The organism is uncultured Serinicoccus sp. (assembly GCF_947487915.1).
Lineage (GTDB): Bacteria > Actinomycetota > Actinomycetes > Actinomycetales > Dermatophilaceae > Ornithinicoccus.
Window position 1 is genome coordinate 226,686 of sequence record NZ_CANKYH010000008.1, and the last position, 23,460, is coordinate 250,145.

Sequence of the window (23,460 nt, forward strand, 5' to 3'; positions counted from 1 at the left end):
CTGCCGACCCCGGCCGACGACCCCGCCCGGCCCGGGCCCCCCTCAGAGGCGCGCGGCGAGCTCGGTCGCCTGCCGGATCGCCCGCTCGGCGTCGAGCTCGGCGGCCACGTCGGCCCCGCCGATGACGTGCACCGGCACCCCGAGCGCGCGCACCGGCTCGACGAGCCCGGTCACCGACTCCTGTCCGGCGCAGAGCACCACCGTGTCGACCGGTATGACGTGCGGCACCCGCTCGTCCTCCGTCCCGTCGTCCACCGGCAGGGTGAGGTGCAGCCCGTCGTCGTCGATCCGGACGTACTGCGCGCCGCCGACGAGGCGCACCCCGGCGTCGGCGAGCTCGGTGCGGTGGACCCACCCGGTGGTCTTCCCCAGCCCGGCGCCGTGCCGGGAGGTCTTGCGCTGCACCAGGTGCACCTCGCGCCGGGCCGGTGGCTGCCGCTTCTCCCCCAGGCCGGCGCGGACCTCCCACGGGTCGGCGACCCCCCAGCGCCCACGCCACTGCGCCAGCGTCTCGTCGGGCTCGTGCAGCAGGGCGCTGCTGACGTCGAAGCCGATGCCGCCGGCCCCGACGACCGCCACCCGTGCGCCGACCCGGCCCGGGTCGCGGATCGCCTCGGGGTAGCTCAGGACGCTCGGGTGGTCCACCCCCGGGATGTCGGGCACCCGCGGCACGACGCCGGTCGCGACCACCACCTCCTCGAATCCGGTCAGCCGCTCCGGGGTGACCCGCACCCCCAGGTGCGTCGTGACACCGCGCACCCCGAGCAGGTGCTCGTAGTAGGCGAGCGCCTCGCGGAACTCCTCCTTGCCCGGGATCTGCGCGGCCAGCCGGAACTGCCCGCCGACATGGTCCTGCGCCTCGAAGAGCTCGACCCGGTGGCCGCGCCCGGCGAGCTCGACCGCGGCCGCCAGCCCGGCCGGCCCGGCGCCCACCACCGCGACCTTCCTGACCCGGCGCGTCGGCGCCAGCACCAGCTCGGTCTCGTGCGCCGACCGCGGGTTGAGGATGCAGGTCGCGCGCCGGTTGGCGAAGGTGTGGTCCAGGCAGGCCTGGTTGCAGGCGATGCACGGGATGATCTCGGCGCTGCGCCCCTCCTCTGCCTTGCGCACCCAGTCGGCGTCGGCCAGCAGCGGCCGGGCCATCGACACCAGGTCGGCCTCGCCGTCGGCGATGACCTGCTCGGCGACCTCGGGCCGGTTGATCCGGTTCGACGCGACGACCGGTATGCCGATCTCCGCCCGCAGCCGCGCCGTCACCCAGGTGAAGGCCGCCCTCGGCACGGAGGTGACGATGGTGGGGACGCGCGACTCGTGCCAGCCGATGCCGGTGTTGATGCACGTCACGCCGGCCTCCTCCAGCGCGTGCGCGAGGTCGACCGTCTCGGCCCAGTCCTGCCCGTCGGGGACGAGGTCGAGCAGGCTCATGCGGTACTGCACGACGAAGTCCTCGCCGACCAGCTCCCGCGTCCGCCGCACGATCTCGACCGGGAAGCGCATGCGGGCCCGGGCCGACCCGCCCCAGGCGTCGCTCCGGTCGTTGGTCCGCGCGGCGAGCATCTGGTTGACGAGGTAGCCCTCGGAGCCCATGATCTCCACCCCGTCGTAGCCCGCCTCCTGCGCGAGCCGGGCCGAGCGGGCGAAGTCCTCGACCGTGCGCTCCACCTGACGGGTGGACAGGGCGGAGGGGCGGAACGGCGTGATCGGCGACTTCTTCGCGGACGCGCCCTGGGCGAACGGGTGGTAGGCGTAGCGCCCCGCGTGCAGCAGCTGCAGCAGGATGCGGCCGTCGTGCCCGTGCACCGCGTCGGTGACCGTGCGGTGCCGCCGGGCCTGCGCCGACCGGACCATGCTCGAGCCGAACGGCAGCAGCCACCCGCGCCAGCCCGGGGCATACCCTCCGGTCACCATGAGCCCCACCCCGCCGCGGGCGCGCTCGGCGAAGAAGGCGGCCAGCTTGTCGGTGTCGCGGGCGCGGTCCTCGAGCTTGGTGTGCATCGAGCCCATGACGACGCGGTTGCGCAGCGTGAGGTGGCCGAGGCGGACGGGGCTCAGCAGGTGCGGGTACGCGCTGGGGCCGGGCATGAGGACAGGGTAGCCAGGGGCCGACGGGCGACCTGACGCTGCGCCGGGGACGGTATCTGGCTGGGCTCCCCGTGCTCTGAGGGGTGGACGTGCACGCACACGTCACCCGACAAGGAGGTCGCCATGAGCACCACCCGCACCACCCCCCGCGCCCCGCTGCGCGCCACCCCGCGCACGCTGCTCGCGGGCGCCCTGCTGGCCGTCGGTGCGCTCACCCCGGTGGCCGCGGTCGCCCCGGCCGCGCACGCCGCCCCCTACTGCGGCATCACCTGGGGCTCGCTGCCCAAGGTGACCGGCTACGACACCGCGCAGGCCCCGATCACGAATGTCCGGTCCGGCCGGCACACCTGCTTCGACCGGGTCGTCGTCGACGTCTCCGGCGACGCCGGGGAGTATGCCGTCCGCTACGTCACCACCTACCGCGCCCCGGGCAGCGGGCAGGCGCTCTCCCTGCGCGGCGGTGCGAAGATCGAGGTCCTGGTCGGCAACCCGGCTTACGACGACGACGGCGACGCGGTCTACGACCCGGCGAACCCGGCCGAGCTGGTGGGCACCGCGGGCTACCGCACGCTGCGCCAGGTGCGCCTGGGCGGCAGCTTCGAGGGGCAGACCTCGATCGGCCTGGGCGTGCGCGCCCGGCTGCCGATGCGGGTCTTCGTCCTCGACGGCCCCGGGGCCGGTCAGCGACTGGTGGTCGACGTCGCCCACCGGTGGTGACGCCCCGGCGGGGTCCGGCAGTCCCGGGCCCCGCCGGGCTGCACCGGCTGCTGGGCGGCTCACGGCACGAACTGGGACACTGGACCCATGTCGCGTCCCCCCGCCCCCGGTGCCGACCGCCTGCTGGACCACGCCATCTGGTGGCACGTCTACCCCCTCGGCGCCGTGGGCGCGCCGGCCGTCCTGGAGGGTGACCCCGCCGACGCCGCCGTCGAGCACCGGTTGCCGCGGCTCGAGGCCTGGCTCGACCACGCCGTCGAGCTCGGCTGCTCAGGGGTCCTGCTCGGCCCGGTCTTCGCCTCCCGCAGCCATGGCTACGACACCCTCGACCACACCCGGATCGACCCCCGGCTGGGCGACGAGGCCGATCTGGACAGCCTGCTGCAGCAGTGCGGCGAGCGGGGGCTGTCGGTGCTGCTCGACGGCGTCTTCAACCACGTCGGTGCCGACCACCCGATGGTGCGCGACCCGCAGGCCTCCTCCCTGCTCAAGCTGGGGGAGGACGGCCGCCCGGCGTCCTGGGAGGGCCACGAGGGGCTCGTCGAGCTCGACCACGGCCACCCCGGGGTGGAGGACCTGGTCGTCGACGTCATGCTGCGCTGGCTGCGGCGCGGGATCGCCGGGTGGCGCCTCGACGTGGCGTATGCCGTGCCCACCGACTTCTGGGCACGCGTCACCGACCGGGTCCGCGAGGAGTTCCCCGACGCGCTCTTCGTGGGCGAGGTCATCCACGGCGACTACGCGGCTTTCGTGGAGGCGAGCGGCGTGGACACCGTCACCCAGTACATGCTGTGGAAGGCCCTCTGGAGCTCGGTCGCCGACACCAACTGCTGGGAGCTGGCGCACGCGCTGGAGGAGCACGACGCGTTGCTCGGCTCGTTCGTGCCGCAGACCTTCGTCGGCAACCACGACGTCACCCGCATCGCCACCCAGGTCGGCGACGACGGGGCGGCGCTCGGGCTGGCCGTGCTCATGACGGTCGGGGGTATGCCGTCGCTCTACTACGGCGACGAGCGCGCCTTCCGGGGGCTCAAGGAGGAGCGGCTCGGCGGGGACGACGCCATCCGGCCGGCGCTCCCGGCGACGCCCGCCGAGCTCGGGGAGGAGGGGGCGTGGATGCTCTCGCTGCACCGTGAGCTGCTCGGGCTGCGCCGCCGTCACCCGTGGCTGGCCCGGGCCCGTACCCAGGTCGAGGACCGCAGCAACGAGCAGCTGGCCTACGTCTCCTCCGGTGGCGACGACGACCAGTGGCTCCGGGTGGAGATCACCCTCGCGCCCACGGCCTCGGTCGCCGTCACCGGGCCGGACGGCGAGGCTTTCCGCTGGGTCTCCGGGGGCTGAGCCACCCGCACCTGTGCTGTGGCCGGCCGGGTTCGATCGGGCAGGGTCTGTGCACGTCGAGCGCACTCTGTGCATGTCCTAGGGCTTCTGTCGGCAGCCTGAGCAGAGAAAGATGCCCGAGGCAGGGGTTCTTACCCATGCGTCAGGCCTGCTTCTCTGCTCAGGCGCTTCCAACCGTGGGTACGGCCCCCCGCGTGCTCGGCCGGCCCGCCCGGTGGCGCGCCGGCACGCCCGCCCGGTGGCCCGCCGGCACGCCCGCCCGGTGGCCCGCCGGCCCGCCCGCCAGGTGGCCTGCCCTGCCCGGGCCACCCGGCCGGGGCGCCCGCACCTGCTCGTGTCGGCGGCACGGCATACCGTGGGAGCCATGACCGAACTCGTCCTCGTGGCCAACGCCGCCGACAGCACGATCAGCACCTTCCGGGTCGACACCGCAGCGCACCCCCCGACCCTCGAGCGCATCGCCGTCAGCGAGGTGGGGGAGGGCTGCGGCACCTTCGCGATCGACGCCGACCGCGACCTCGTGTATGCCGCCGCCAAGGGCGACCCGCCCGGCATCGACGTCTTCGCGCTCGACCGGGAGACGGGCCGGCTCGAGCACCTGGACCGCACCGACGTCGAGGGCTCGATGAGCTACCTGGCGCTCGCGCACGGCGGGAGCCTGCTGGTGGGGGCGTCCTACGGCGGCGGCAACGCCCAGGTCTTCCCGGTCGGCGACGAGGGTCACGTCGAGGAGCCGACCGCGCAGGTCTCGTGGCCCAACGCGCACTGCGTCGCGCTCGCCGCTGACGGCCGACACCTCTACGTCGTCTCGCTCGGGGCCGACGTGGTCGCGCAGTACTCGCTCTCGCCCGGCGGTGGTCTCACGCCGCTGGTCCCGCCCACCGCCGAGGCGCCCGAGGGCTCGGGGCCGCGTCACCTGGTGCTCGACGCGGCCGAGGAGCGGGCCTACGTCATGACCGAGTTCTCCGGCGAGGCCCTCACCTACGACCGGGACGCCAGCGGCGATCTCACGCTGAGCGGGTCGGTGCCCGCCTACGCCCAGGACCGCGGCCTGCGGCACAGCGAGCTCGGGGCCGACCCGGTCGAGGGCCACCTCATCTGGGGCGCCGACCTGCACCTGGCGCGGCAGGGGGCCTACCTGCTGGCCAGCGAACGCTCGGAGTCCACGCTCGCCTGCCTGCCGGTCAACCCCGACGGCTCCCTGGGGGAGGCGGTCTCCATCGTGGGCACGGTCGCGCAGCCCCGGGGCTTCCTCGTGCTCGCCGACGACCGGTATGCCCTCGTCACCGGCGAGCAGGACACCGCGGTCGCGCTCGTGGCCGTCGACGAGGCGGGCCTGCTCATGGAGGTCGCCCGGGCCGAGACCGGCCACGGCGCCAACTGGGCGCGCTCCCTGCAGGTCTGACCGAGCGCCGCAGACGGTTGCCCACGGGCCGACCGGGCGTCGCAGATGGTTGCCCCCACATCGACCGGGCGTCGCATGTGGTTGCCCACGGGCCGACCGGGCGTCGCATGTGGTTGCCCACGGGCCGACCGGGCGTCGCAGATGGTCGCCCCTGATCGACCGGGCGTCGCATGTGGTTGCCCACGGGCCGACCGGGCGCCGCAGATGGTTGCCCCTACATCGACCGGGCGCCGCAGATGGTTGCCCCTCATCGACCGGGCTGACCCGTGCTCAGGCCCGAGCGTCCAGCGCCTCCCGGATCTCCTGCTCCTCGTCGTCGCGCAGCCCGGCCGCCCGGGGCGTCTCCCGCGTCTCCTCCCAGGCCAGGGTGTCGCGCAGCGTCTCCTCCACGGGCCGGGTCTGCAGGCCCGCAGCCCGCGCGCGGGCGGTGTCGAGCGCGGCGAACGAGCGCAGGGCCGGGTCGTCGATCCACAACGGCAGCGACCGCGGGCCCATCCAGGGGTGGACGCCGAGCGCGGCGAGCCGGGCCGGCGGCACCGGCCGCGCGGGGACCTGCGCCCCGGCCACCTCCCGAGCCGCCTCGAGCAGCTCGGCCAGCGGCACCACCGGCCCGGTCGCGTTGAAGGCGCCGTCCAGCCGCTGCTCCGCCGCCTCCACCAACCAGGCGGCGAGGTCACGGACGTCGACGAAGGCGACGGGGAAGTCGGGGTCGTCCGGCACGAGGACGTCCGGGCCGCTCGGGTGGGCGAACCGCGAGGGCCAGTAGCCCACCCGGCCGGACGTGTCGCCCGGCCCCCCGATGAGCCCGGCGCGCACCAGGGTGGCGGTGCCTCCCTGCCGTGCCATCTGCGAGGTCACGGCCTGCTCGCACGCGACCTTGGCCGGCCCGTACTCCTCCATCGTGGACATGGCGTCCGCCTCAAGCGGCTCCAGCAGCGGGTCCGTCTCGGTCGGGGCCGCCCCTGCCGATCCCTCCTCGGGCAGGGCGTAGACGTTGGCGGTCGAGACGAAGACCCAGTGCGGCGTGTCCAGCTCGGCGACGGCCCGCCGCACCTGCCCGGGCTGCCGCGAGACGTCGACCACCGCGTCCCACCGCTGCTCCCGGACCGGCGCCAGCCCGTCCGCCTCGTCCCGGTCGCCCCGCTCGAAGCGCACCCCCTCCGGTGCGGGTGCCGAGCCGCGGGCGAGGCAGGTGACCTCGTGACCGCGGCGGACCGCCTCGGTCGCGGTCGCATGGGACAGGAAGGCGGTGCCGCCGAGCAGGAGGATGCGCATACGGCAGGTCTACCACCTGCCCGTCAGCCGGGTCCCGGGCCGACGCCGGCGGTCTCGTTGATCGAGTCGTCGCCGCCGCCCGGCTCCGGACCGAGCTCGATGACGGAGTGCACGTTGCCCGCGGGGTCGGCGAACCAGGCGATAGGCGGGCCCTCCCCGGACGTCACCACGCCCAGGTCGTCCTGCGGCATGCCGTCGTAGCGCAGGAACTCGACGCCGCGGTCGGCGAGCGCCCGCACCGTGCGAAGGACGTCGTCGGTGGGGAAGTTGAGCACGGTGTAGGACGCCGGCCGGTGCGCCTCGCCCTTGGGGTAGACCAGCACCTGCCGGTTGCCGAGCCGAAGCTGCAGCAGGCCCATCGGCTCGTCGTCCCGCTCGACGGGCACGCCGAGGACGTCGCGGTAGAACGCCTCGGCGGCGTCCAGGTCGTCGACGGAGAAGCCGTTGAAGACGCGGTCGAGGTCGGTGAGGGGGGTGTCGTCGGTGGTCATACGGATACGACCGCCCGCGCCGGTCGAAGTCATCGCCCCCTGGACCGGGCACGGGCACGGCATACCTGACAGCGCTGTTATATTAGCGCTGTGACATCGACCGACCCCACGCGCAGCAGCAGGCTGCGGCAGCTCTTCGCGGTGCTCGCCGACATGGACGCGGCGATCAACGAGGCCTACCGGGAGCGCGGCCAGGGACAGGTACGCAGCCGGTTCGTGCTGCCGCTGGTGCGCCTCGCCCATCTCGGGCCGATGACCATCACCCAGCTCGCGGGCGAGCTCGACCGGACCCACTCCGCGCTGTCGCAGACGATCACCCAGATGCGCCAGGCCGACCTCGTGACCAGCGAGGCCGGGGAGGACGGACGCACCCGCGTGGTCACCCTCACCGAGCGCGGGCGCGCGCTCGTCCCGCTGGCCGAGGCGGAGTGGCGCGCCACCGAGGCGGCGGTCGCCGAGCTCGAGGAGGAGCTGCCGTACGCCCTCAGCCGGGTCGCCGCGGACGTCGCCGAGGCGCTGGGGCGCCGGTCGTTCGCCGAGCGGCTGGAGGACCACCTCGGGGGGGACCGGGTATGACGTCCCACGCCACCACGGTCGACGCCCGGTGGGTGAGGTGAGGGGGCGCGGCCCGGGGGGCGCGTTCCTCGACCTGACGCCGCTGCGGATCAGTGCGGCCTACCGCCGGCTCTGGGCCGGCGGGGCGCTCTCGGGGCTGGGGCACCAGGTGGCCGTCGTCGCCGTGCTCTTCCAGGTGTGGGAGATGACGCGCAGCCCGTTCTGGGTGGCGACGATCGGCATCGCCCAGGCGGTGCCCATGATCGTGCTCGGCCTGGTCGGGGGACCGCTGGCGGACGTGCTCGACCGTCGACGGGTGGCGCTGGCCGCCACCGGCGGGCAGGCGGTCGCGGCGCTCGCGCTGGGCGCCCAGCTGGCGCTCGGCTTCTACCCCCTCCCGCTGCTGCTGGCGCTGCTCAGCGTCCAGACGGCGTGCAACGCCCTGGGCGCGCCGTCGCGACGGACCTTCATCACCCGGCTCATGCCGCGCGAGCAGGTCGCCGCGGGGATCGCCCTGCACATGATCAGCTTCCAGGCCGCGATGATGGTCGGCCCTGCGGTGGGCGGGTTGCTGCTCGGCGTCGCCTCCCCGGCGGTCTGCTACCTCGTCAACGCCGCCGCGCTGAGCATCAGCTGGTGGACGGTGCGGGCGCTGCCGCCGATGCCGCCGGAGCGTCAGGCGCCGCCCGGCGCGCAGGCGCCCACGGGGGCCACGGCGCCCGCGGGCGGAGCCGCCGCGCTGGGTTCTGCCCAGGTCGCTCCGACGGGGACCGGCACCGGGCGAGCGGCTGAGCACGGGCGGGCGCCGACGGCATACCCGCAGGTGCGGACCAGCCCGCTCGCCCGGCTGCGCCGTCGCACCCGCACCGCGCTCGTCATGCTGGGCGAGGGGGTCGACACGGTGCGGCGCGACCCCGTGCTGCGCGGGTCGTTCCTGCTCGACCTCGCCGCGACGCTGCTGGCCTTCCCGGTGGCGCTCTTCCCCATGGTCAACCAGGAGCTGTTCGGTGGCGACCCGCGCACCCTCGGCCTCTTCCTCACCTGCGTGGCCATCGGTGGGGTGAGCGCGGGCCTGGCGTCCGGGCTGGTCACGCGGCGGGCGCGGCTGGGCGTGGTCCAGCTGGTGGCGGTGGGGGTATGGGGCGTGGCCCTGCTCGGCTTCGGCCTCGCCGCGCTCGGCGGGCTGGCCTGCGTGGCGCTGGCCACGCTCGTGGTGGCCGGCGCCGCGGACACCGTCTCGGTGACCAGCCGGGCCGCGATGGTCCAGCTCGCGACGCCGGACAGCCACCTGGGCCGGGTGTCGTCGGTCGAGCACGTCATCGGCGTGTCCGGTCCGGACATCGGCAACGCCCGCGCCGGTCTGGTCGCCGGGCTGACGACCCCGGCCTGGTCGGCGCTGCTCGGGGCGCTCGGCTGCCTGGCGGTGGGGGCCTGGGTCGCGCTGACGCACCGTGAGGTGGCGGCCTTCCGCGTCGGCGACTGAGGCGCCCGACGCCATGACGCTGCCGCGGAGCCGCTCGGCCGCGACCCGGACGCACGTCGCTCGCCACTCCTACGCAGACGATGCTCCGCCGCGGTGATGCATCACGACGGAGGAGCATCGTCTGCGTACGAGTCCTCGGACCAGCCGGAATCGCCGGGCGTCCGCGGGGCCGGCTCATGGGGCCGACACCCCACGAGGGCCGCTCAGCGCCAGCCGAGCTCCGTCGCGACGTCCAGCACGCCCTCGATGACGTGCGCGCAGTAGTCGACGCCCAGCTGGTTGGGGACCGTCAGCAGCAGCGTGTCCGCCGCCGCGATCGCCTCGTCGGCGGCCAGCTGGCGGGCCAGCTCGTCCGGCTCGGCGGCATACGTCTTGCCGAAGGTCGACCGTGAGCCGTCGATGACGCCCACCTGGTCGGTGCTGCGCCGCTCCAGCCCGAAGTAGGCGTGGTCCCGCTCGTCCACCAGGGGGAAGATGCTGCGGGACACCGACGTCCGCGGGGTGCCGGCGTGCCCGGCGGCCCGCCACGCCTCGTGGAAGACGTGGATCTGCTCGGCCTGCAGCTGGTGGAAGGGCACGCCCGCGTCCTCGGTGAGCAGGGTGGAACTCATGAGGTTCATCCCCTGGGTCCCGGCCCACTCGGCGGTCGCGCGGGTCCCGGCGCCCCACCAGATGCGCTCGCGCAGGCCCTCGCTGTGCGGCTCGAGGCGCAGCAGCCCCGGGGGGTTGGGGAACATCGGGCGCGGGCTCGGCTGGGCGAAGCCCACGCCGGAGAGCACCTCCAGGAAGCGTGCGGTATGCCGTCGCGCCAGGTCGGCGTCGCTCTCCCCCTCGGCAGGGTGGTGGCCGAAGTGCCGGTAGCCCTCGACCACCTGCTCGGGGCTGCCGCGGGAGATCCCCAGCTGCAGCCGCCCGCCGGAGATGAGGTCGGCCGCACCGGCGTCCTCGGCCATGTAGAGCGGGTTCTCGTAGCGCATGTCGATGACGCCGGTGCCGATCTCGACCCGCTTCGTGCGGGCGCCCACCGCCGCCAGCAGCGGGAACGGCGAGGCGAGCTGGCGGGCGAAGTGGTGCACGCGGTAGTAGGCGCCGTCGGCGCCCAGCTCCTCCGCGGCGACCGCCAGGTCGATCGACTGCAGGAGCACGTCGGAGGCCGACTGCGTGGCCGACTGAGGGTGCGGGGTCCAGTGCCCGAAGGAGAGGAAGCCGATGCGTTTCATGGACACGTCAACGACCTGGCCCGTCCGGGGCATTCCGCCGACGGGGCTGGCTGACCGTGGAACCGCTGCCCCGGCGAGGATTCGCAGGTCAGCGCGGGTCAGCGCCGGTCAGCGCCGGGCGACCCGGTCGCGGCGGCCGAGCCAGAGAGCCAGCCCGACCCCGGCGGCGGCACCGAAGAGGTGCGAGAGCCAGGAGACCCCCTCGCGCAGCGGCAGCACCCCCCAGATCATCGAGCCGTAGACCAGGATGACCAGCACTCCGAGCAGCGCCCGCCACAGGTGGTGGGAGACGAAGCCGTAGACGGCGAGGAACGCGGCATACCCGTAGACGACGCCGCTGGCGCCGATGTGCACGGTCCCCGGGCCGCCCAGCAGCCACACGCCGAGGCCGCTCACGAGCACCACGCCGCCGGTGACGACCCACAGGTGCCGGGTGGTCAGCGCCAGGAGCGACCCGAGCACGAGCAGGGCGAGGGTGTTGGCCATGAGGTGGCCGAAGCCCAGGTGCAGGAACGGGCTCAGCACGATGCCGGGCAGCGAGCCGAGGTCGCGCGGCCGGATCCCGAACTGGTCGAGGCTCAGCGGCAGCACCAGGTCGACGATCTCGCTGAGCCACATGAGGGCCACCAGCAGCAGCACGGGTATGACGCGTCGCATCGTCTCGGGGGCGTCGCGTCGCCAGGGGGCCAGGCTCGAGCTGCTCACCCCCTCAGTATCCCCCGGGACGCCGGTCGGCGGGAGGGGCTGGACAGCGTACTGAACATTCGTTTAGCATACTGAACATGCGTTCAGACCTCACCCCGAAGGCGCGGATCAGGGACGCGGCGCTGCGTCTCTTCGCCGACCACGGTTTCGACGCCGTCACCGTGCGCCGGATCGCCGCCACCGCGGAGGTCTCGCCGGCCCTGGTGCTGCACCACTACGGCTCCAAGGAGGGGCTGCGGGCGGCGTGCGACGACCACATCCTCGGTCTCACCGAGGAGCTCATGCCCACCCCGGAGGAGTCCGGGGCCCTGGCCGACCGCCCTGCCGCGGAGGTGTTCGACGCCTCGGCCGAGGCGAAGTTCGGGTCCTTCGCCGAGGTCTTCCCGGACGACTCACCGGTCCTGCCCTACCTGCGGCGCATGCTCCTGGCCGATGACGAGCGCGCCCGAGAGGTGCTCCGGGGATGGCATCGGATGACCGTCGACCTGCTGACCCGGTGGCGCGACGCCGGGGTCCTCGACCCCGGCCCCGACCCGGAGGTGCGCGCCGCGCTGCTGCTGGCCATGGACCTCGGCGGGGTGCTGCTGCGCGACCCGCTCACCGAGCTGCTCGGCTTCGACCCCCTCGGCTCCGGCGGCATCGACCGCTGGGGGCGGGACGCCTACTCCTTCTTCTCCCTCATGCTCACCGACACACCGCCACCGGAAGGACGCCCGTCATGACCACCTCCTCGGACCGCCTCGTCGAGATCTCCGGGCTCCGCAAGACCTTCGGCCCGGTCGCGGCCCTGGACGGCCTCGACCTCGTCGTCGAGCGCGGCGAGGTGCACGGCTTCCTCGGCCCGAACGGCAGCGGCAAGTCCACGACCATCCGCGTCCTGCTCGGCCTGATCCGCGCCGACGGCGGCACCGCGCGGCTCTTCGGCGGCGACCCGTGGACCGATGCCGTCGAGCTGCACTCCCGGTTGGCCTACGTCCCCGGCGACGTCACCCTCTGGCCCGGCCTGAGCGGGGGTCAGTGCATCGACATCCTCGCCCGGGCCCACGGCCGGATCGAGGAGTCCCGTCGCGCCGACCTCGTTGGGCGCTTCGACCTGGACCCGACCAGGCGCGCGCGGGACTACTCCAAGGGGAACCGGCAGAAGGTCTCGCTCGTCGCGGCCCTGGCCACCGACGCCGAGCTGCTCGTGCTCGACGAACCCACCTCGGGGCTCGACCCGCTGATGGAGGAGGTCTTCCAGCAGGTCGTCAGGGAGCGTCGTGAGCAGGGAACCACGGTGCTGCTCTCCAGCCACATCCTGGGCGAGGTCGAGGCGCTCGCCGACCGGGTCTCGATCATCCGGGCCGGCCGGACGGTGACGACCGGCACCCTCACGGACCTGCGCCGGCATACCCACTCAGCGGTGCGCGCGGTGACCGACCGGGCACCGGCGCTGCAGGGTATGCCCGGCGTGGGCGACGTCGAGACCGGCACCGACGACCAGGGTCGCACCGAGGTGGCCGCCGCCGTCGAGCCGGACGCCGTCGGCCGGCTCGTCGGCGCGCTGCACGACGCCGGGATCCATACCCTCACGGTCACCCCGCCGAGCCTGGACGACCTGTTCCTCCGGGCCTACGCCGGGCACGACGAGCGGGTGGACGCGCGATGAGCGCCGTGACCGGCGTCGGCACCATGACCGGGATCGCGCTGCGCACCGGCTGGCGGACGCTGCTCGCCTGGGTCGTCGGCCTGGTCGCGGTCATGGTGCTCACCGGGTCCTCGATCAGCGCGCTCTACGACACCCCGGAGAAGGTCGCGGGGTATGCCGAGAGCCTCGGCGGCGACGCTCTCGCCGTCATCAACGGCCGGGTGGCCGGGCTGGACACCCTGGGCGGGGTGCTGGCCAACGAGTTCGGCTTCGTCCTGTCCTTCGGCGTCCCGGTCATGGCGATCGCGCTCACCACCCGGCACACCCGCAGGGAGGAGGAGACCGGACGGCTCGAGCTGCTGCTCGCGGCGCGGATCGGTCGCCACGCACCGCTCGCGGCGGCGGTGCTCCTCACCAGCACGGCGATGGTCGTCACCGGGGCGGGGGTGGGCGCGGCGATGGTGCCCTTCGGCGCCGACCCGGCGGGTGCGCTGCGCTACGGCCTGGCGGTCGCGGGGCTCGGCCTGGTCTTCGTGGGCGTCGCCGCCGCGGCCGCTCAGGTGGTGGAGCACGCCCGGGCCGTCTGGGGCATCGGGCTCGCGGTGACCCTGGTGTCCTTCCTGCTCCGCGGGGTCGGGGCGCTGCGGGAGGGCGCGCTGGTCTGGGCCAGCCCGCACGGCTGGGTCGACGAGGTCCGGGCCTTCGGCGAGGACGCCCGGTGGTGGCCGCTGGTCCTGCCGGTGGTGCTCTGGGCCGGGCTCGTCGCGCTCGCCGTCCGGCTGCGCGCCCGGCGGGACGTCGGTGGCGCCCTGCTCCGGCCGCCTCGGGCGCGACCCCGGGCCTCGGCGGCCCTGCAGACCCCGCTCGGGCTGGCCTGGCACCAGCAGCGGACGGTGGTGGTGGGATGGGCCCTGGGCGCCGCGGCCCTCATGGCCGTCTTCGGGTCCCTCGCCCAGGAGATCGTCGACGCCGTGCTCGACAACCCCTCGCTCGGCGCGTTCTTCGCGGCCGGCCCCGAGGCGGAGGGCCGGGCGGCGGACCTGGTGCTGCCGCCGATGATGTCGACCTTCCTCGTCATGCTGGCCCTGCTGGTGAGCGCCTACGTCCTCGTGGGCGTCGGTTCCTGGCGCCGTGAGGAGGAGAGAGGTCGGCTGGAGGTCGAGCTCTCGGCGCCCCGCTCGCGGGGCGGGTGGCTCGGCCCGCGGCTGCTCGTGGTCACGCTCGGCGCCCTCGCGGTGGGTGCCGTGGGTGCCCTGGCCCTGGGCTCGAGCGCGGCGGCCGCCCTCGAGGACGGGACGTGGGTCGGCGAGGTGCTCGGCGCCGCCACGGCCCACCTCCCGGCTGTCCTGGTCTTCCTCGGGCTGGGCGCGGCACTGTTCGGGTGGCTCCCCCGGGCCGTCGCCGCGGGCTGGGCGGCCTTCGCGCTCGCCGCGGTCCTGGCCTACCTCGGCCCCGGCCTGGACCTGCCGTCCTGGCTCCTCGACGCCACGCCGTTCCTGGCCGTCGGCCAGGACGTGGTGGGGGAGGGGCCGCAGCCCACCGCCCTCGTCGTCCTGTCCGTGCTCGGCCTCGGGCTGCTCGCCGTCGGGCTCGTCGGTTTCCGGCGCCGGGACGTCCCGGTCGGCTGACCCGCCGGCGGGGCCAGGGTCAGGAGAACCGCCACTCGGTGGTGGAGGCGTAGGTCTGCCCCGGGTGCAGCACGACCGACGGGAAGCCTGGCTGGTTGACCGCGTCGGGGAAGGCCTGGGTCTCCAGCGCGATCCCGGCGCGCGGCCGGTAGGCGACCCCGCGCGGCCCGGTGACGGTGCCGTCGAAGTGGGCACCGGCATACACCTGGAGCCCGGGCCGGTCGCTCCACACCTCCATGCGGCGGCCGGATCCGCCGACCAGCACCGCGTGCCGGCGCCGGCCCCCGCCCGGCACGACGAGGTGGTGGTCGAAGCCCTGGCCGATCTCCAGCTGCTCGTCGTCGACGGCCAACGCCTCGCCCAGGACGACGGGCCGGCGCAGGTCGAAGGGGGAACCGCTGACGTCGCGCACCTCGCCGGTCGGGATCTGGTCGGGGCGCACCGGCAGGTAGGTGTCGGCGTCGACCTGCAGGGTGTGGTCCAGGATGTCGCCCCCGCCCTCCCCGTCGAGGTTCCAGTAGCTGTGGTTGGTCAGGCTGACCGGCGTCGGCGCCGCGGTGGTGGCGCGGTGCTCGACGGTGAGGCGGCCGGGCGCGAGGGCATACCGCACCTCGACCTCGACCTCGCCGGGGAACCCCTGGTCGCCGTCCGGGGAGGTGAGCGACCACGTCGCGTGGTCCTCGGCCGCCTCGAGGAGCGCCCACTCGCGCTGGTCGAAGCCCTCCGGTCCGCCGTGCAGCGCGTGCGGCTCGTCCGGGTCCAGCGGCACCTCGACCGGGCGGTCGCCGAGCCGGAACCGGCCACCGTCGATGCGGTTGGCGACCCGACCGATCGTGGCGCCCTGGAAGTCCCGGACCTGCCCGTAGGCCGCGAGGTCTCCGTGTCCGAGGACGACGTCCACCGGGCCGTCCCCGTGCTCGTCGGTGAGCTCCACCCGGGCGATGGCCGCGCCGGTGCTGAGGAGGTCGACGCGGATGCCGGACGCGAGGAGCGTGACGGTGGTGGGGCCGGGGGGATGCTCGGGCATGCGGCTCCTCAGGAGGTGAGACGGGGAGGCGGGCGGTCGGCGAGAGACTACCGGGGTGTGGCCTCGGCGAGGTCGCGCAGCGTCCGCAGCTGCCGGCGCATCATGAGCAGGTCACCCCAGGCCAGGGCCCGCGCCCGCCAGCGCGAGAGCAGACCTGGGCCGCCACCCAGCCGGAGCACGGCGATCAGGCGGGAGCGGCCGGGCGGGACCGGAACCACGCGGTAGGACACCCACACCTGTCCGAACAGCCGCGTCCCGAGTCCTTCGCGGGTCCGGATCGTCAGCTCGGACCCCGGGTGCACGTCGATCACCGTGAAGATGGTCATGACCCGCTGCCCCGGCTCGAGCGGGCCCAGGTGGTGGGCCAGCGTCCGGGGCGAGCGACGGCCGAGGTTGTCCAGCCAGTCGTAGCTGTAGGGCGCGAGCCGCAGGTTGCCCAGCCAGGCCCACACCGTGCCGACCGGCGCCGCGACCCCGATCGCGCGCACCAGCCGCTCGGGCCCGGCCTTCACTCCGTCCCTGCCGTCCCTGCCGTCCCTGCCGTCCACGGCCCATGACTCGCCCTCGCGCGCTCCTGGTATCGGGTCGACGAGCCGGTCGCAGGCATACCGCGCCGCGACCTCGGCCGCCGAGGCCCCCCAGACCCACGGCACGCGGCGGCCCCGCACGCGGGGGACCTCGTCGCGTCCGGTCACGGTGGCCTCCTCTCAGGGCAGCGGCGCGGGTGCCTCCGGACCGACGTACTCCGCCGCCGGTCGGATGATGCGCGGGTCACCCGACTGCTCCAGGATATGGGCGCCCCACCCCACGATCCGGGCGGTGGCGAAGGTCGGGGTGAACATCTCCCGGGGGATCCCGCACTGCTCCATGACGACGCCGGCGTAGTACTCGACGTTGGTGTGCAGCTCGCGGCCCGGCTTGAGCTCGGCCAGGGCGTCGACGACCTCGCGCTCGACCTGCACCGCCAGCTCGGCGAGCGGCCCGCCGAGCGCCTGCGCGTGCTCGCGCAGCAGGACCGCCCTGGGGTCCGTGGTCCGGTAGACCGCGTGCCCGAAGCCCATGATCCGCTCGCCCGCGGCCACCCGCTCCCGCACCCACGCCCGTGCCCGGTCCGGCGTGCCGATCTCGTCGAGGGAGTCCAGCGCCCGGTCCGGCGCCCCACCGTGCAGCGGTCCGGAGAAGGTCCCGATCGCGCCGCACACGGCGGAGGCGACGTCGGCGCCGGCCGACGTCACCAACCGGGCGGTGAAGGTCGACGCGCTGAAGCCGTGGTCGATGGTGCTGGTGAGGTATGCCGTCACCGCCGCCGCGTGCTCGGGCGCCGGTTTCTCCCCGGTGAGCATCCACAGCCAGCTCCCGCCGGCGCCGAGCTCGGGACGTGGCTCGAGCGGCGGCATACCCGCTCGCAGGCGGAAGAGCGCCGCCTGCAGCACGGGGACGACCCCGATGAGCCGGACGACGCCGGCGCGCACCTGATCGGCGCTCGCACCGTAGGTCGCGGGGAACGCCTCGACCGACCCCAGTAGCGAGATGGCCGTGCGCAGCCGGGCCAGCGAACCCCGGTCCGGGCCGGACCGGGCGATCGCCAGCAGCTGCTCGAGGAGCTCGTGCGGGAGCGTCGACGCGGCGGCCAGCTCGGCTGCGAAGGCGGCCGACGCGCGCTCGTCCGGCAGGTGCCCCTCGACCATGAGGTGCGCGACGTCCTCGAAGCTGCGGTGCCGCGCGAGGTCGACCGCGGAGTACTCGCGGAAGTGGTAGAACCCCTCCTGGCCTCGGACGTCCCCGGTCCGGGTGCGGGCGACGACGAGGCCCTTGAGGCCGGGCGGGGCGATCTGCGTGCTCATGCGCCGAGCGTGCCGCTAGGGTTGATGTCGTGTCAACGTTGATCGAGTCAACATGAGCGGGGAGCTGACCACCGTTCAGGTGGCCGACTACCTCGGGGTCAAGACGCAGACGGTGTATGCCTACGTCAGCCGGGGCGTGCTCTCGCCGCTGCGGCGCGAGCCCGGCGCGGGGAGCGTCTTCGCGTTCGACGACGTGCAGGCGCTCGGGGGCGGCCGGTCGGGGCGGCGCGCCTCCTCCCGGGCCACCAGCGACGACGTGCGGACCGCGATCACGCAGGTCGGCCCGGGTGCCCTGGCCTACCGCGGGCACGACGTGCGCGACCTCGCGGGCGCCTGGACCTTCGAGGAGGTGCGGGACCTGCTCACCGGGGTGCGCGCGGAGGCGGTGCCGACGCCGACGCCGGCGCCGACGCCGGCGCCGACGTCGCCGCGCGCGTCGGTGGACGCGGTCATGGCCGCGCTGCCGCGGGGGACGCGAGTCCTCGACCGGTGCAAGCACGCCGTCCTCGTGGCCGGGGCATTGGACCTGGGCCGGCACGACCGGAGCCCCGGGGCGTTCGCCGCGGCCGGGGCCCGGTCCGCGCAGGCGATGGTGGCGGCGGTGGGCACCTCCCTGGGCGGCAGGGGGCCCGGGGAGGCTGGTGAGCAGACCCGCGAGGCGGGCGACGGGTCCGGCGAGGCGGTCGGCGGGACCGGCGACGAGCGCCTCGGCCCGGCGCTCGCGGCATACCTCGGCGTCCCGGTCGACCTCGTCGACCTCGCCCTGGTCCTGCTGGCCGACCACGACCTCGCGGTGTCGACGACCGCGGTGCGGGTGGCGGTCTCGGCCGGCGCGGACGGGTACTCCGCGCTGCTGGCCGGGCTGGCCGCCGCGGACAGCCCGGTGCACGTGGGGGCCTCGGTGCGAGCCCTGGACTGGCTGCGCGGCGCGGTCGCGGACCCGCGCGGGGCCCTGGCCGCGGCCCTGACCGACGGGCCGCCGCCGGGCTTCGGGCACGTGGTCTACACCGAGGTCGACCCGCGGGCCCGGCTGCTGCTGGACCGGGTGCTGCCGGACTCCGGCCGTGACCTGCGCGACGCCGTGGCGCTGCTCGAGGCGGAGCTGGCCGAGCGGCGCGGCTGGGTGCTCAGCGTCGACCTCGCCCTCGCCGCGATGGTGCTCTCCCACGACCTGCCGCGGGACGCCGGGCCGGCGATCTTCGCGTGCGCCCGCACCGCGGGGTGGATGGCGCACGCGATCGAGGAGCTGGACGAGCCCGGGATGCGGTTCCGGCTGCGCGGGGTCTACACCGGTCCGCGCCCCGGCTGAGCCCTGCGGCCCGACGCAGAAGTCCGCACGGTGCCGTGGTCGGGGTCGCAGGGTCGGTCGCAGGAGCACCTGCCGCCCCACGCGCCTCACGGTGCGGGGACATGTCCAGCCGACGGGGTTATACCGCCGGCAGATGTCATCTTCCCCGCAGTTGGGGACGCCAGTGGCTCCTGGGGCCAAAGTGCCTCGACGCGACCTGCCGATGACGGGACGCGCGATGGCTCGAGGGGCCAGCGGGAGGACCAGCGGCGGGGTCCCGAGCGGCTCGGGCGGTACGCTTTCTCCGGCGCCGCCGCAGCGCCCAGCCCGACCCGTCCCCAGCCGGCCGGTCACCAGGGCGGAGGGGAGCAGATCCTCGCGGTGGGACACGGCATACCCGTCGAGCACCGCACCAGGGCCTGCCGCGGCTGGGGCGTGCGGTCCGCGAAGGATGCGTGAGCACGACCATGACGACCGATGCCGACCTCAAGGCCCGGGTGCGCGAGCGGATGACCCGCACCGGCGAGACCTACACCGCCGCCAGGGAGGCGTTGCTCGCCCAGCCGCCCCCGCCACGTGCGCCGCGTGCCGACACCGAGCCGCTCCCGCTGCGCGCGCTGGTCGCCGAGACCGACCTGACCGCCGACCGGGCGGTCGCCACCTTCGTCGACGGTGATCGGCTGCGCTCGATCCCCACCCGTCGCCGACCGCGGGCGGCCGTGCTCATGCACCTGCTGCTGCGGTTCGAGCGAGGCCGGGAGTATGCCGAGCGCGAGGTCAACGCCCTCCTCGCCACCGCGCACGAGGACGTCGCGGCGCTGCGGCGTGAGCTCGTCGACTACCGGTGGCTGGAGCGGGCGGACGGCGTCTACCGGGTGGCCGACGCGGTCCCCGAGCGCTTCCCCAGCGAGGCTCAGGAGGTGCCGACCGACGAGGTGGCCCGGTTCGCCCGGGTGCCACGCCATCAGCCCGCAGCTGCGGTCGACGCGCTCGGCCCCGACTGAGCGACCGGAGTCCCTTTCCCCACGCCCCGGGGGCCAGGCGCCCCCAGGCCCTCACGCCTCGCCCCGGGGGGAGGCCCCCGTCTCGCCGGGTGGGCTCCCGGATGGTCCGGGCGTGCGAGGCGCCCTACCGTGGAGGTATGGCTTCCTCCCCCGCCCTCGTCCGCCCCCGCCGACGCGTCTTCGCGGGCGTCTGTGCCGGCCTCGCCCGCCGCTTCGGCATGAGCCCGACGCTCGTCCGGGTGCTCTTCCTGCTCTCGATGCTGCTGCCGGGCCCGCAGATCCTGGCCTATCTCGTGCTGTGGATCATCATGCCGTCCGAGTGAGCCGCACCCGTCCGGGGCCGGGGCCGTCGTAGCCTGAACCTCGCCCGACCCCGACCCGGAGGAGTCCCTCGTGCCCGTCTACCGCAAGGACGGCCGCTCCGTGCTGTTCATCCACGTCCCCAAGACCGGGGGCACCTCGGTCGAGCACCTCTTCCGCGCCAACGGCTGGGAGCAGGGCTTCTTCAGCGCGAAGTACGGCCAGGGCACCCTCAACCACCTCATGGTCTGCGGCCCCCAGCACCTGCACGGCGAGCCGCTGCAGCAGCTCTTCCGGCTGGAGCGCTTCGACCTCGTCTTCACGGTCGTCCGCGAGCCGGTGGCGCGGCTGCGCTCGGAGTACATCTGGCGGCACCGCAAGAAGGACGAGGTCGACCTGCGCGGGTCGGCGGTGGCGTCGTGGTTCCGCCGGTCGGTGCGCCGCTCCCGCTCGAACCCCTATCTCTTCGACAACCACCTGCGCCCGCAGCACGAGTTCCTCGTCCCGGGCACCGAGGTGCTGCGGCTGGAGGACGGCCTCGCCGAGGGGCTGCGCCGGCTGAGCGACGCCCACGGGCTGGGTCTGGAGGGCGGCCCGGAGCAGTTCAAGGACAGCAGCTCGGGCCCGCGGCGCTCCTCCGACGTCGAGATCTCGGGCGCCACCCGGCGCATGGTCCGCCGGTTCTACAAGCGCGACTTCAGCACGTTCGACTACCCGAGGCCCTGAGCCAGCTCCCGCGCCCCGAGCACCAGGCATACCGCGCAGACCAGCCAGAACAGCACGATCCACAGCCCGGCCGGCAGCCCGGTCAGCCGGGCCAGCTGGTCGGCGTCGCTGCCGCGCTCGCCGCGCCGGCGGCGCTGCCGCTGCAGCTCGACCACCGAGCGGGGGGCGGCGAGCAGCAGCGACCAGACGACGAGGTAGGCCACCGCCGATAGCATCCGTCCGCTCACCGACCAGGACAGCAGGGCGACGCTGGCACCGGTCGCGAGCACGACCCACAGCCCGTAGAGGTTGCGGATGAGCACGAGCATGAGCGCGCAGGTGAGGACGAGCCCCCAGAGCAGGCCCGCGGCATACCCCGCTCCGAGCAGGTATGCCCCGGCGAGCCCCACCAGCGCCGGCGCCGGGTAGCCGGCGAGGACGGTCGCGACCATGCCCGGCCCGCGCGGGCGGCCCCGGGAGACGGTGACGCCCGAGGTGTCCGAGTGCAGCCGGATCCCGGTCAGGCGCCGACCGACGAGGGCGGCCACCAGCGCGTGACCGGCCTCGTGCACGAGGGTGACGAGGTGGCGGACGAGCCGGTAGCCCGCCGGGCTCCAGGTGAGCGCGAGCGCGACCACTCCCAGCAGCAGACTGACCGGCCAGGTCAGCGGCGGCTGGGTGGTGGTGGCACGGTCCCACAGGTCGAGGAGCACGGCACGAGCCTGCCAGGTCCGGCTGGACGGTTGCGGGGAGCGGCGGGCAGGGCCAGCATGGAGGAGGTGCGGACGGTATGCCGCACGAGGGGAGATGCTCCCGTCCGACGGCCTGCCGTGGCTGCACGGGGCGCGCCGCCGGTGCGCCACCACCGGACAAGGGAGTCGAACCATGGCATCAGGGAATCGCGTCGTCGTCTACACCGGGCCGGGAGAGGTGGCCGTCGATACGGTCGACTACCCGAAGCTCGAGATCCCCGGCGAGGTGGCCGACCACTTCGGCATCACCAAGGCGGCGCCGCACGCGGTGATCCTCAAGCTGGTCACCACCAACATCTGCGGGTCGGACCAGCACATGGTGCGTGGCCGGACCACCGCCCCGGTGGGGCAGAGCCTCGGGCACGAGATCACCGGCGAGGTGGTCGAGAAGGGCGAGGACGTGCTCTTCGTCGACGAGGGCGACATCTGCTCGGTGCCGTTCAACATCGCATGCGGGCGCTGCCGGATGTGCCACGAGGGGCATACCGGCGTGTGCCTCAACGTCAACCCGGCCCGCGCCGGCGCGGCCTACGGCTACGTCGACATGGGCGGCTGGGTGGGTGGTCAGGCGGAGTACGTCATGATCCCCTACGCCGACTTCAACCTGCTGCGGTTCCCCGACCGGGACCAGGCGCTGGAGAAGATCCTCGACCTCACGATGCTCTCCGACATCTTCCCGACCGGCTACCACGGCGCCTACACCGCCGGGGTGACGACCGGGTCGACGGTGTATGTCGCCGGTGCCGGCCCGGTGGGGCTGGCGGCGGCGCACGCCGCGCAGCTCCTGGGCGCGTCCGTCGTCATGGTGGGCGACATGAACTCCGAACGGGTGAGGCAGGCCGAGAGCTTCGGGTGCGTCGGCATCGACCTCAGCACCGAGGGCTCCCTGGTGGACAAGATCGACCAGGTGGTCGGAGAGCCCGAGGTGGACGCCGCCGTCGACGCCGTCGGTTTCGAGGCTCGCGGCCACGGGCAGGGCGCCGACGAGGCGCCCGCCACCGTCCTCAACGACGCCATGACGGTCACCCGCGCGGCCGGCGGGATCGGCATACCCGGGTTGTACGTCACCGGCGACCCGGGCGCGGTCGACGACGCCGCCAAGGAGGGCACCCTCGGGGTGCGGCTGGGTCTGGGCTGGGCCAAGTCGCAGCACTTCACCACGGGTCAGTGCCCGGTCAAGCGCTACAACCGCCAGCTGATGAACATGATCCTGCACGACCGGGCGCACATCGCGAAGGCGGTCAACGCCCAGACGATCAGCCTGGACGACGCGCCGCGCGGCTACGCCGAGTTCGACCAGGGCGCGGCGACGAAGTTCGTCATCGACCCGCACGGCATGGTCGCCTGACCCGGGCACGCACCGGCCCTCGTGGCGGACGTCTCCTGTCCGCCACGAGGGCTAGCGTCGCGGTCATGAACACGTCACCTGTGTGGGAGCCGCCGCGCACCGGCGACGAGACCGCCCACCTGCTCGGCGCGCTCGACCGCCAGCGGATGACCTTCTGGTGGAAGGCCGAGGGGCTGGACACCGCCGGGCTGAGGGCCCGGGTCGGCGCCTCCTCGTTGACCCTCGGTGGCCTGCTCAAGCACCTCACCGGCGTGGAGGCGGTCGCCGCGACGTGGCGGCTGGACGGCTCCTCACCCGGCAGCCCGTGGGCGGAGGTCGACTGGCAGGCCACACCGGGCTGGGACTTCGAGAGCGCCGCCGACGACCCGCCGCAGGAGCTCTACGCGCGCTACGTCGAGACGGTCGCCGCCACCCGGGCCCGGCACCACGAGGCGATCGCGGCCGACGGGCTGGACCGGATCATCGCCTGGGGCCAGGAGTGGGGCATCGAGCTCAGCCTGCGGCGCATGCTCTTCGACGTCCTGGAGGAGTACGCCCGCCACACCGGTCACGCGGACCTGCTCCGGGAGGCGGTGGACGGCCGGGTCGGGGAGGACCCGCCGGAGGACTGGTCGCCGCCCGCGGCCTGGACCTGAGCGACGGCATACTCGACCTATGGCGTTC

General features: G+C 74.5%; 23 protein-coding genes. 14 read left to right on the plus strand and 9 right to left on the minus strand.

The features are described from left to right. Positions 1-42 precede the first annotated feature (42 nt). Positions 43-2,082 (minus strand): NADPH-dependent 2,4-dienoyl-CoA reductase, encoded by a 2,040-nt coding sequence (locus Q0795_RS12470; protein WP_298890073.1) that lies wholly within the window; start codon positions 2,080-2,082, stop codon positions 43-45. A 123-nt stretch (positions 2,083-2,205) separates the two neighbouring features. On the opposite strand from Q0795_RS12470, the gene Q0795_RS12475 reads away from it, so the two are divergent. From Q0795_RS12475 to Q0795_RS12485, 3 genes are all read left to right on the plus strand, one after another. Next, positions 2,206-2,799: a hypothetical protein gene (locus Q0795_RS12475; protein ID WP_298890075.1), complete on the plus strand. Its 594-nt coding sequence runs from the start codon at positions 2,206-2,208 to the stop codon at positions 2,797-2,799. Positions 2,800-2,886: 87 nt separating this feature from the next. Then, positions 2,887-4,140: an alpha-amylase family protein gene (locus Q0795_RS12480; RefSeq protein WP_298890077.1), complete on the plus strand. Its 1,254-nt coding sequence runs from the start codon at positions 2,887-2,889 to the stop codon at positions 4,138-4,140. A 364-nt stretch (positions 4,141-4,504) separates the two neighbouring features. Further along, positions 4,505-5,545, plus strand: coding sequence for a beta-propeller fold lactonase family protein (locus Q0795_RS12485; RefSeq protein WP_298890079.1), 1,041 nt, complete (start codon positions 4,505-4,507; stop codon positions 5,543-5,545). A gap of 270 nt (positions 5,546-5,815) precedes the next feature. Here the strand turns inward: Q0795_RS12485 and Q0795_RS12490 are convergent, their stop codons facing one another. After that, positions 5,816-6,820, minus strand: coding sequence for an NAD-dependent epimerase/dehydratase family protein (locus Q0795_RS12490; protein ID WP_298890082.1), 1,005 nt, complete (start codon positions 6,818-6,820; stop codon positions 5,816-5,818). 23 nt (positions 6,821-6,843) lie between these two features. Continuing rightward, positions 6,844-7,311: a VOC family protein gene (locus tag Q0795_RS12495; RefSeq protein ID WP_298890084.1), complete on the minus strand. Its 468-nt coding sequence runs from the start codon at positions 7,309-7,311 to the stop codon at positions 6,844-6,846. A 90-nt stretch (positions 7,312-7,401) separates the two neighbouring features. On the opposite strand from Q0795_RS12495, the gene Q0795_RS12500 reads away from it, so the two are divergent. Then, positions 7,402-7,887 carry a MarR family transcriptional regulator gene (locus tag Q0795_RS12500; RefSeq protein WP_298890085.1) on the plus strand — a complete coding sequence of 162 codons (486 nt, stop codon included), beginning with the start codon at positions 7,402-7,404 and terminating at the stop codon, positions 7,885-7,887. Positions 7,888-7,915: 28 nt separating this feature from the next. Beyond that, entirely contained in the window at positions 7,916-9,349 is a 1,434-nt protein-coding gene (locus Q0795_RS12505) for an MFS transporter (protein ID WP_298890086.1), read from the plus strand. A 203-nt stretch (positions 9,350-9,552) separates the two neighbouring features. On the opposite strand, the gene Q0795_RS12510 is transcribed toward Q0795_RS12505, so the two are convergent. Further along, on the minus strand, positions 9,553-10,569 hold the full coding sequence (locus tag Q0795_RS12510) for an LLM class flavin-dependent oxidoreductase (RefSeq protein ID WP_298890182.1): 1,017 nt from the start codon (positions 10,567-10,569) through the stop codon (positions 9,553-9,555). A 108-nt stretch (positions 10,570-10,677) separates the two neighbouring features. Beyond that, a complete protein-coding gene (locus Q0795_RS12515; RefSeq protein WP_298890087.1) occupies positions 10,678-11,274 on the minus strand; it encodes a rhomboid family intramembrane serine protease in 597 nt (198 codons plus the stop codon). A gap of 77 nt (positions 11,275-11,351) precedes the next feature. On the opposite strand from Q0795_RS12515, the gene Q0795_RS12520 reads away from it, so the two are divergent. Genes Q0795_RS12520 through Q0795_RS12530 form a run of 3 tightly spaced genes read left to right on the plus strand, consistent with a single transcriptional unit; the run spans position 11,352 to position 14,529 of the window. Continuing rightward, a complete protein-coding gene (locus Q0795_RS12520) occupies positions 11,352-11,996 on the plus strand; it encodes a TetR/AcrR family transcriptional regulator (protein ID WP_298890088.1) in 645 nt (214 codons plus the stop codon). Then, positions 11,993-12,922 carry an ABC transporter ATP-binding protein gene (locus Q0795_RS12525; RefSeq protein WP_298890090.1) on the plus strand — a complete coding sequence of 310 codons (930 nt, stop codon included), beginning with the start codon at positions 11,993-11,995 and terminating at the stop codon, positions 12,920-12,922. The genes Q0795_RS12520 and Q0795_RS12525 overlap by 4 nt, the downstream gene beginning before the upstream one ends. Next, entirely contained in the window at positions 12,919-14,529 is a 1,611-nt protein-coding gene (locus Q0795_RS12530; RefSeq protein ID WP_298890092.1) for a hypothetical protein, read from the plus strand. The genes Q0795_RS12525 and Q0795_RS12530 overlap by 4 nt, the downstream gene beginning before the upstream one ends. Before the next feature lie 19 nt (positions 14,530-14,548). Here Q0795_RS12530 and Q0795_RS12535 read toward each other — a convergent pair whose 3' ends face one another. From Q0795_RS12535 to Q0795_RS12545, 3 genes are read right to left on the minus strand one after another with little or no spacing between them, the layout of a single operon-like run. Continuing rightward, complete coding sequence (locus tag Q0795_RS12535; RefSeq protein ID WP_298890094.1) at positions 14,549-15,556, minus strand: aldose epimerase family protein; 1,008 nt, start codon at positions 15,554-15,556, stop codon at positions 14,549-14,551. A 47-nt stretch (positions 15,557-15,603) separates the two neighbouring features. After that, positions 15,604-16,251, minus strand: coding sequence for an SRPBCC family protein (locus Q0795_RS12540; protein ID WP_298890096.1), 648 nt, complete (start codon positions 16,249-16,251; stop codon positions 15,604-15,606). Positions 16,252-16,263: 12 nt separating this feature from the next. Then, complete coding sequence (locus Q0795_RS12545; RefSeq protein WP_298890098.1) at positions 16,264-17,400, minus strand: citrate/2-methylcitrate synthase; 1,137 nt, start codon at positions 17,398-17,400, stop codon at positions 16,264-16,266. A gap of 52 nt (positions 17,401-17,452) precedes the next feature. Here Q0795_RS12545 and Q0795_RS12550 point away from each other — a divergent pair, with 52 nt between their 5' ends. The 4 genes from Q0795_RS12550 (at position 17,453) to Q0795_RS12565 (ending at position 20,718) form a co-directional block, all read left to right on the plus strand. Continuing rightward, on the plus strand, positions 17,453-18,709 hold the full coding sequence (locus Q0795_RS12550) for a citrate/2-methylcitrate synthase (protein WP_298890099.1): 1,257 nt from the start codon (positions 17,453-17,455) through the stop codon (positions 18,707-18,709). Between the two features lie 434 nt (positions 18,710-19,143). Next, positions 19,144-19,692, plus strand: coding sequence for a DUF2087 domain-containing protein (locus Q0795_RS12555; RefSeq protein ID WP_298890101.1), 549 nt, complete (start codon positions 19,144-19,146; stop codon positions 19,690-19,692). 137 nt (positions 19,693-19,829) lie between these two features. Next, positions 19,830-20,015, plus strand: a complete 186-nt coding sequence (locus tag Q0795_RS12560; RefSeq protein ID WP_298890103.1) for a PspC domain-containing protein — start codon at positions 19,830-19,832, stop codon at positions 20,013-20,015. A 70-nt stretch (positions 20,016-20,085) separates the two neighbouring features. Further along, the gene (locus tag Q0795_RS12565) at positions 20,086-20,718 is read left to right on the plus strand and encodes a sulfotransferase family 2 domain-containing protein (RefSeq protein ID WP_298890104.1); all 633 of its coding nucleotides are present in this window, start codon (positions 20,086-20,088) and stop codon (positions 20,716-20,718) included. Here the strand turns inward: Q0795_RS12565 and Q0795_RS12570 are convergent. Further along, the gene (locus Q0795_RS12570; RefSeq protein ID WP_298890106.1) at positions 20,703-21,410 is read right to left on the minus strand and encodes a M50 family metallopeptidase; all 708 of its coding nucleotides are present in this window, start codon (positions 21,408-21,410) and stop codon (positions 20,703-20,705) included. The two genes, Q0795_RS12565 and Q0795_RS12570, sit on opposite strands and share 16 nt — an antisense overlap. A 172-nt stretch (positions 21,411-21,582) precedes the next feature. Here Q0795_RS12570 and fdhA point away from each other — a divergent pair, with 172 nt between their 5' ends. Both fdhA and Q0795_RS12580 read left to right on the plus strand, forming a co-directional pair. Next, positions 21,583-22,797 carry a formaldehyde dehydrogenase, glutathione-independent gene (fdhA, locus tag Q0795_RS12575; protein WP_298890108.1) on the plus strand — a complete coding sequence of 405 codons (1,215 nt, stop codon included), beginning with the start codon at positions 21,583-21,585 and terminating at the stop codon, positions 22,795-22,797. 65 nt (positions 22,798-22,862) lie between these two features. After that, on the plus strand, positions 22,863-23,432 hold the full coding sequence (locus Q0795_RS12580; protein ID WP_298890111.1) for a DUF664 domain-containing protein: 570 nt from the start codon (positions 22,863-22,865) through the stop codon (positions 23,430-23,432). Positions 23,433-23,460: the final 28 nt, after the last annotated feature.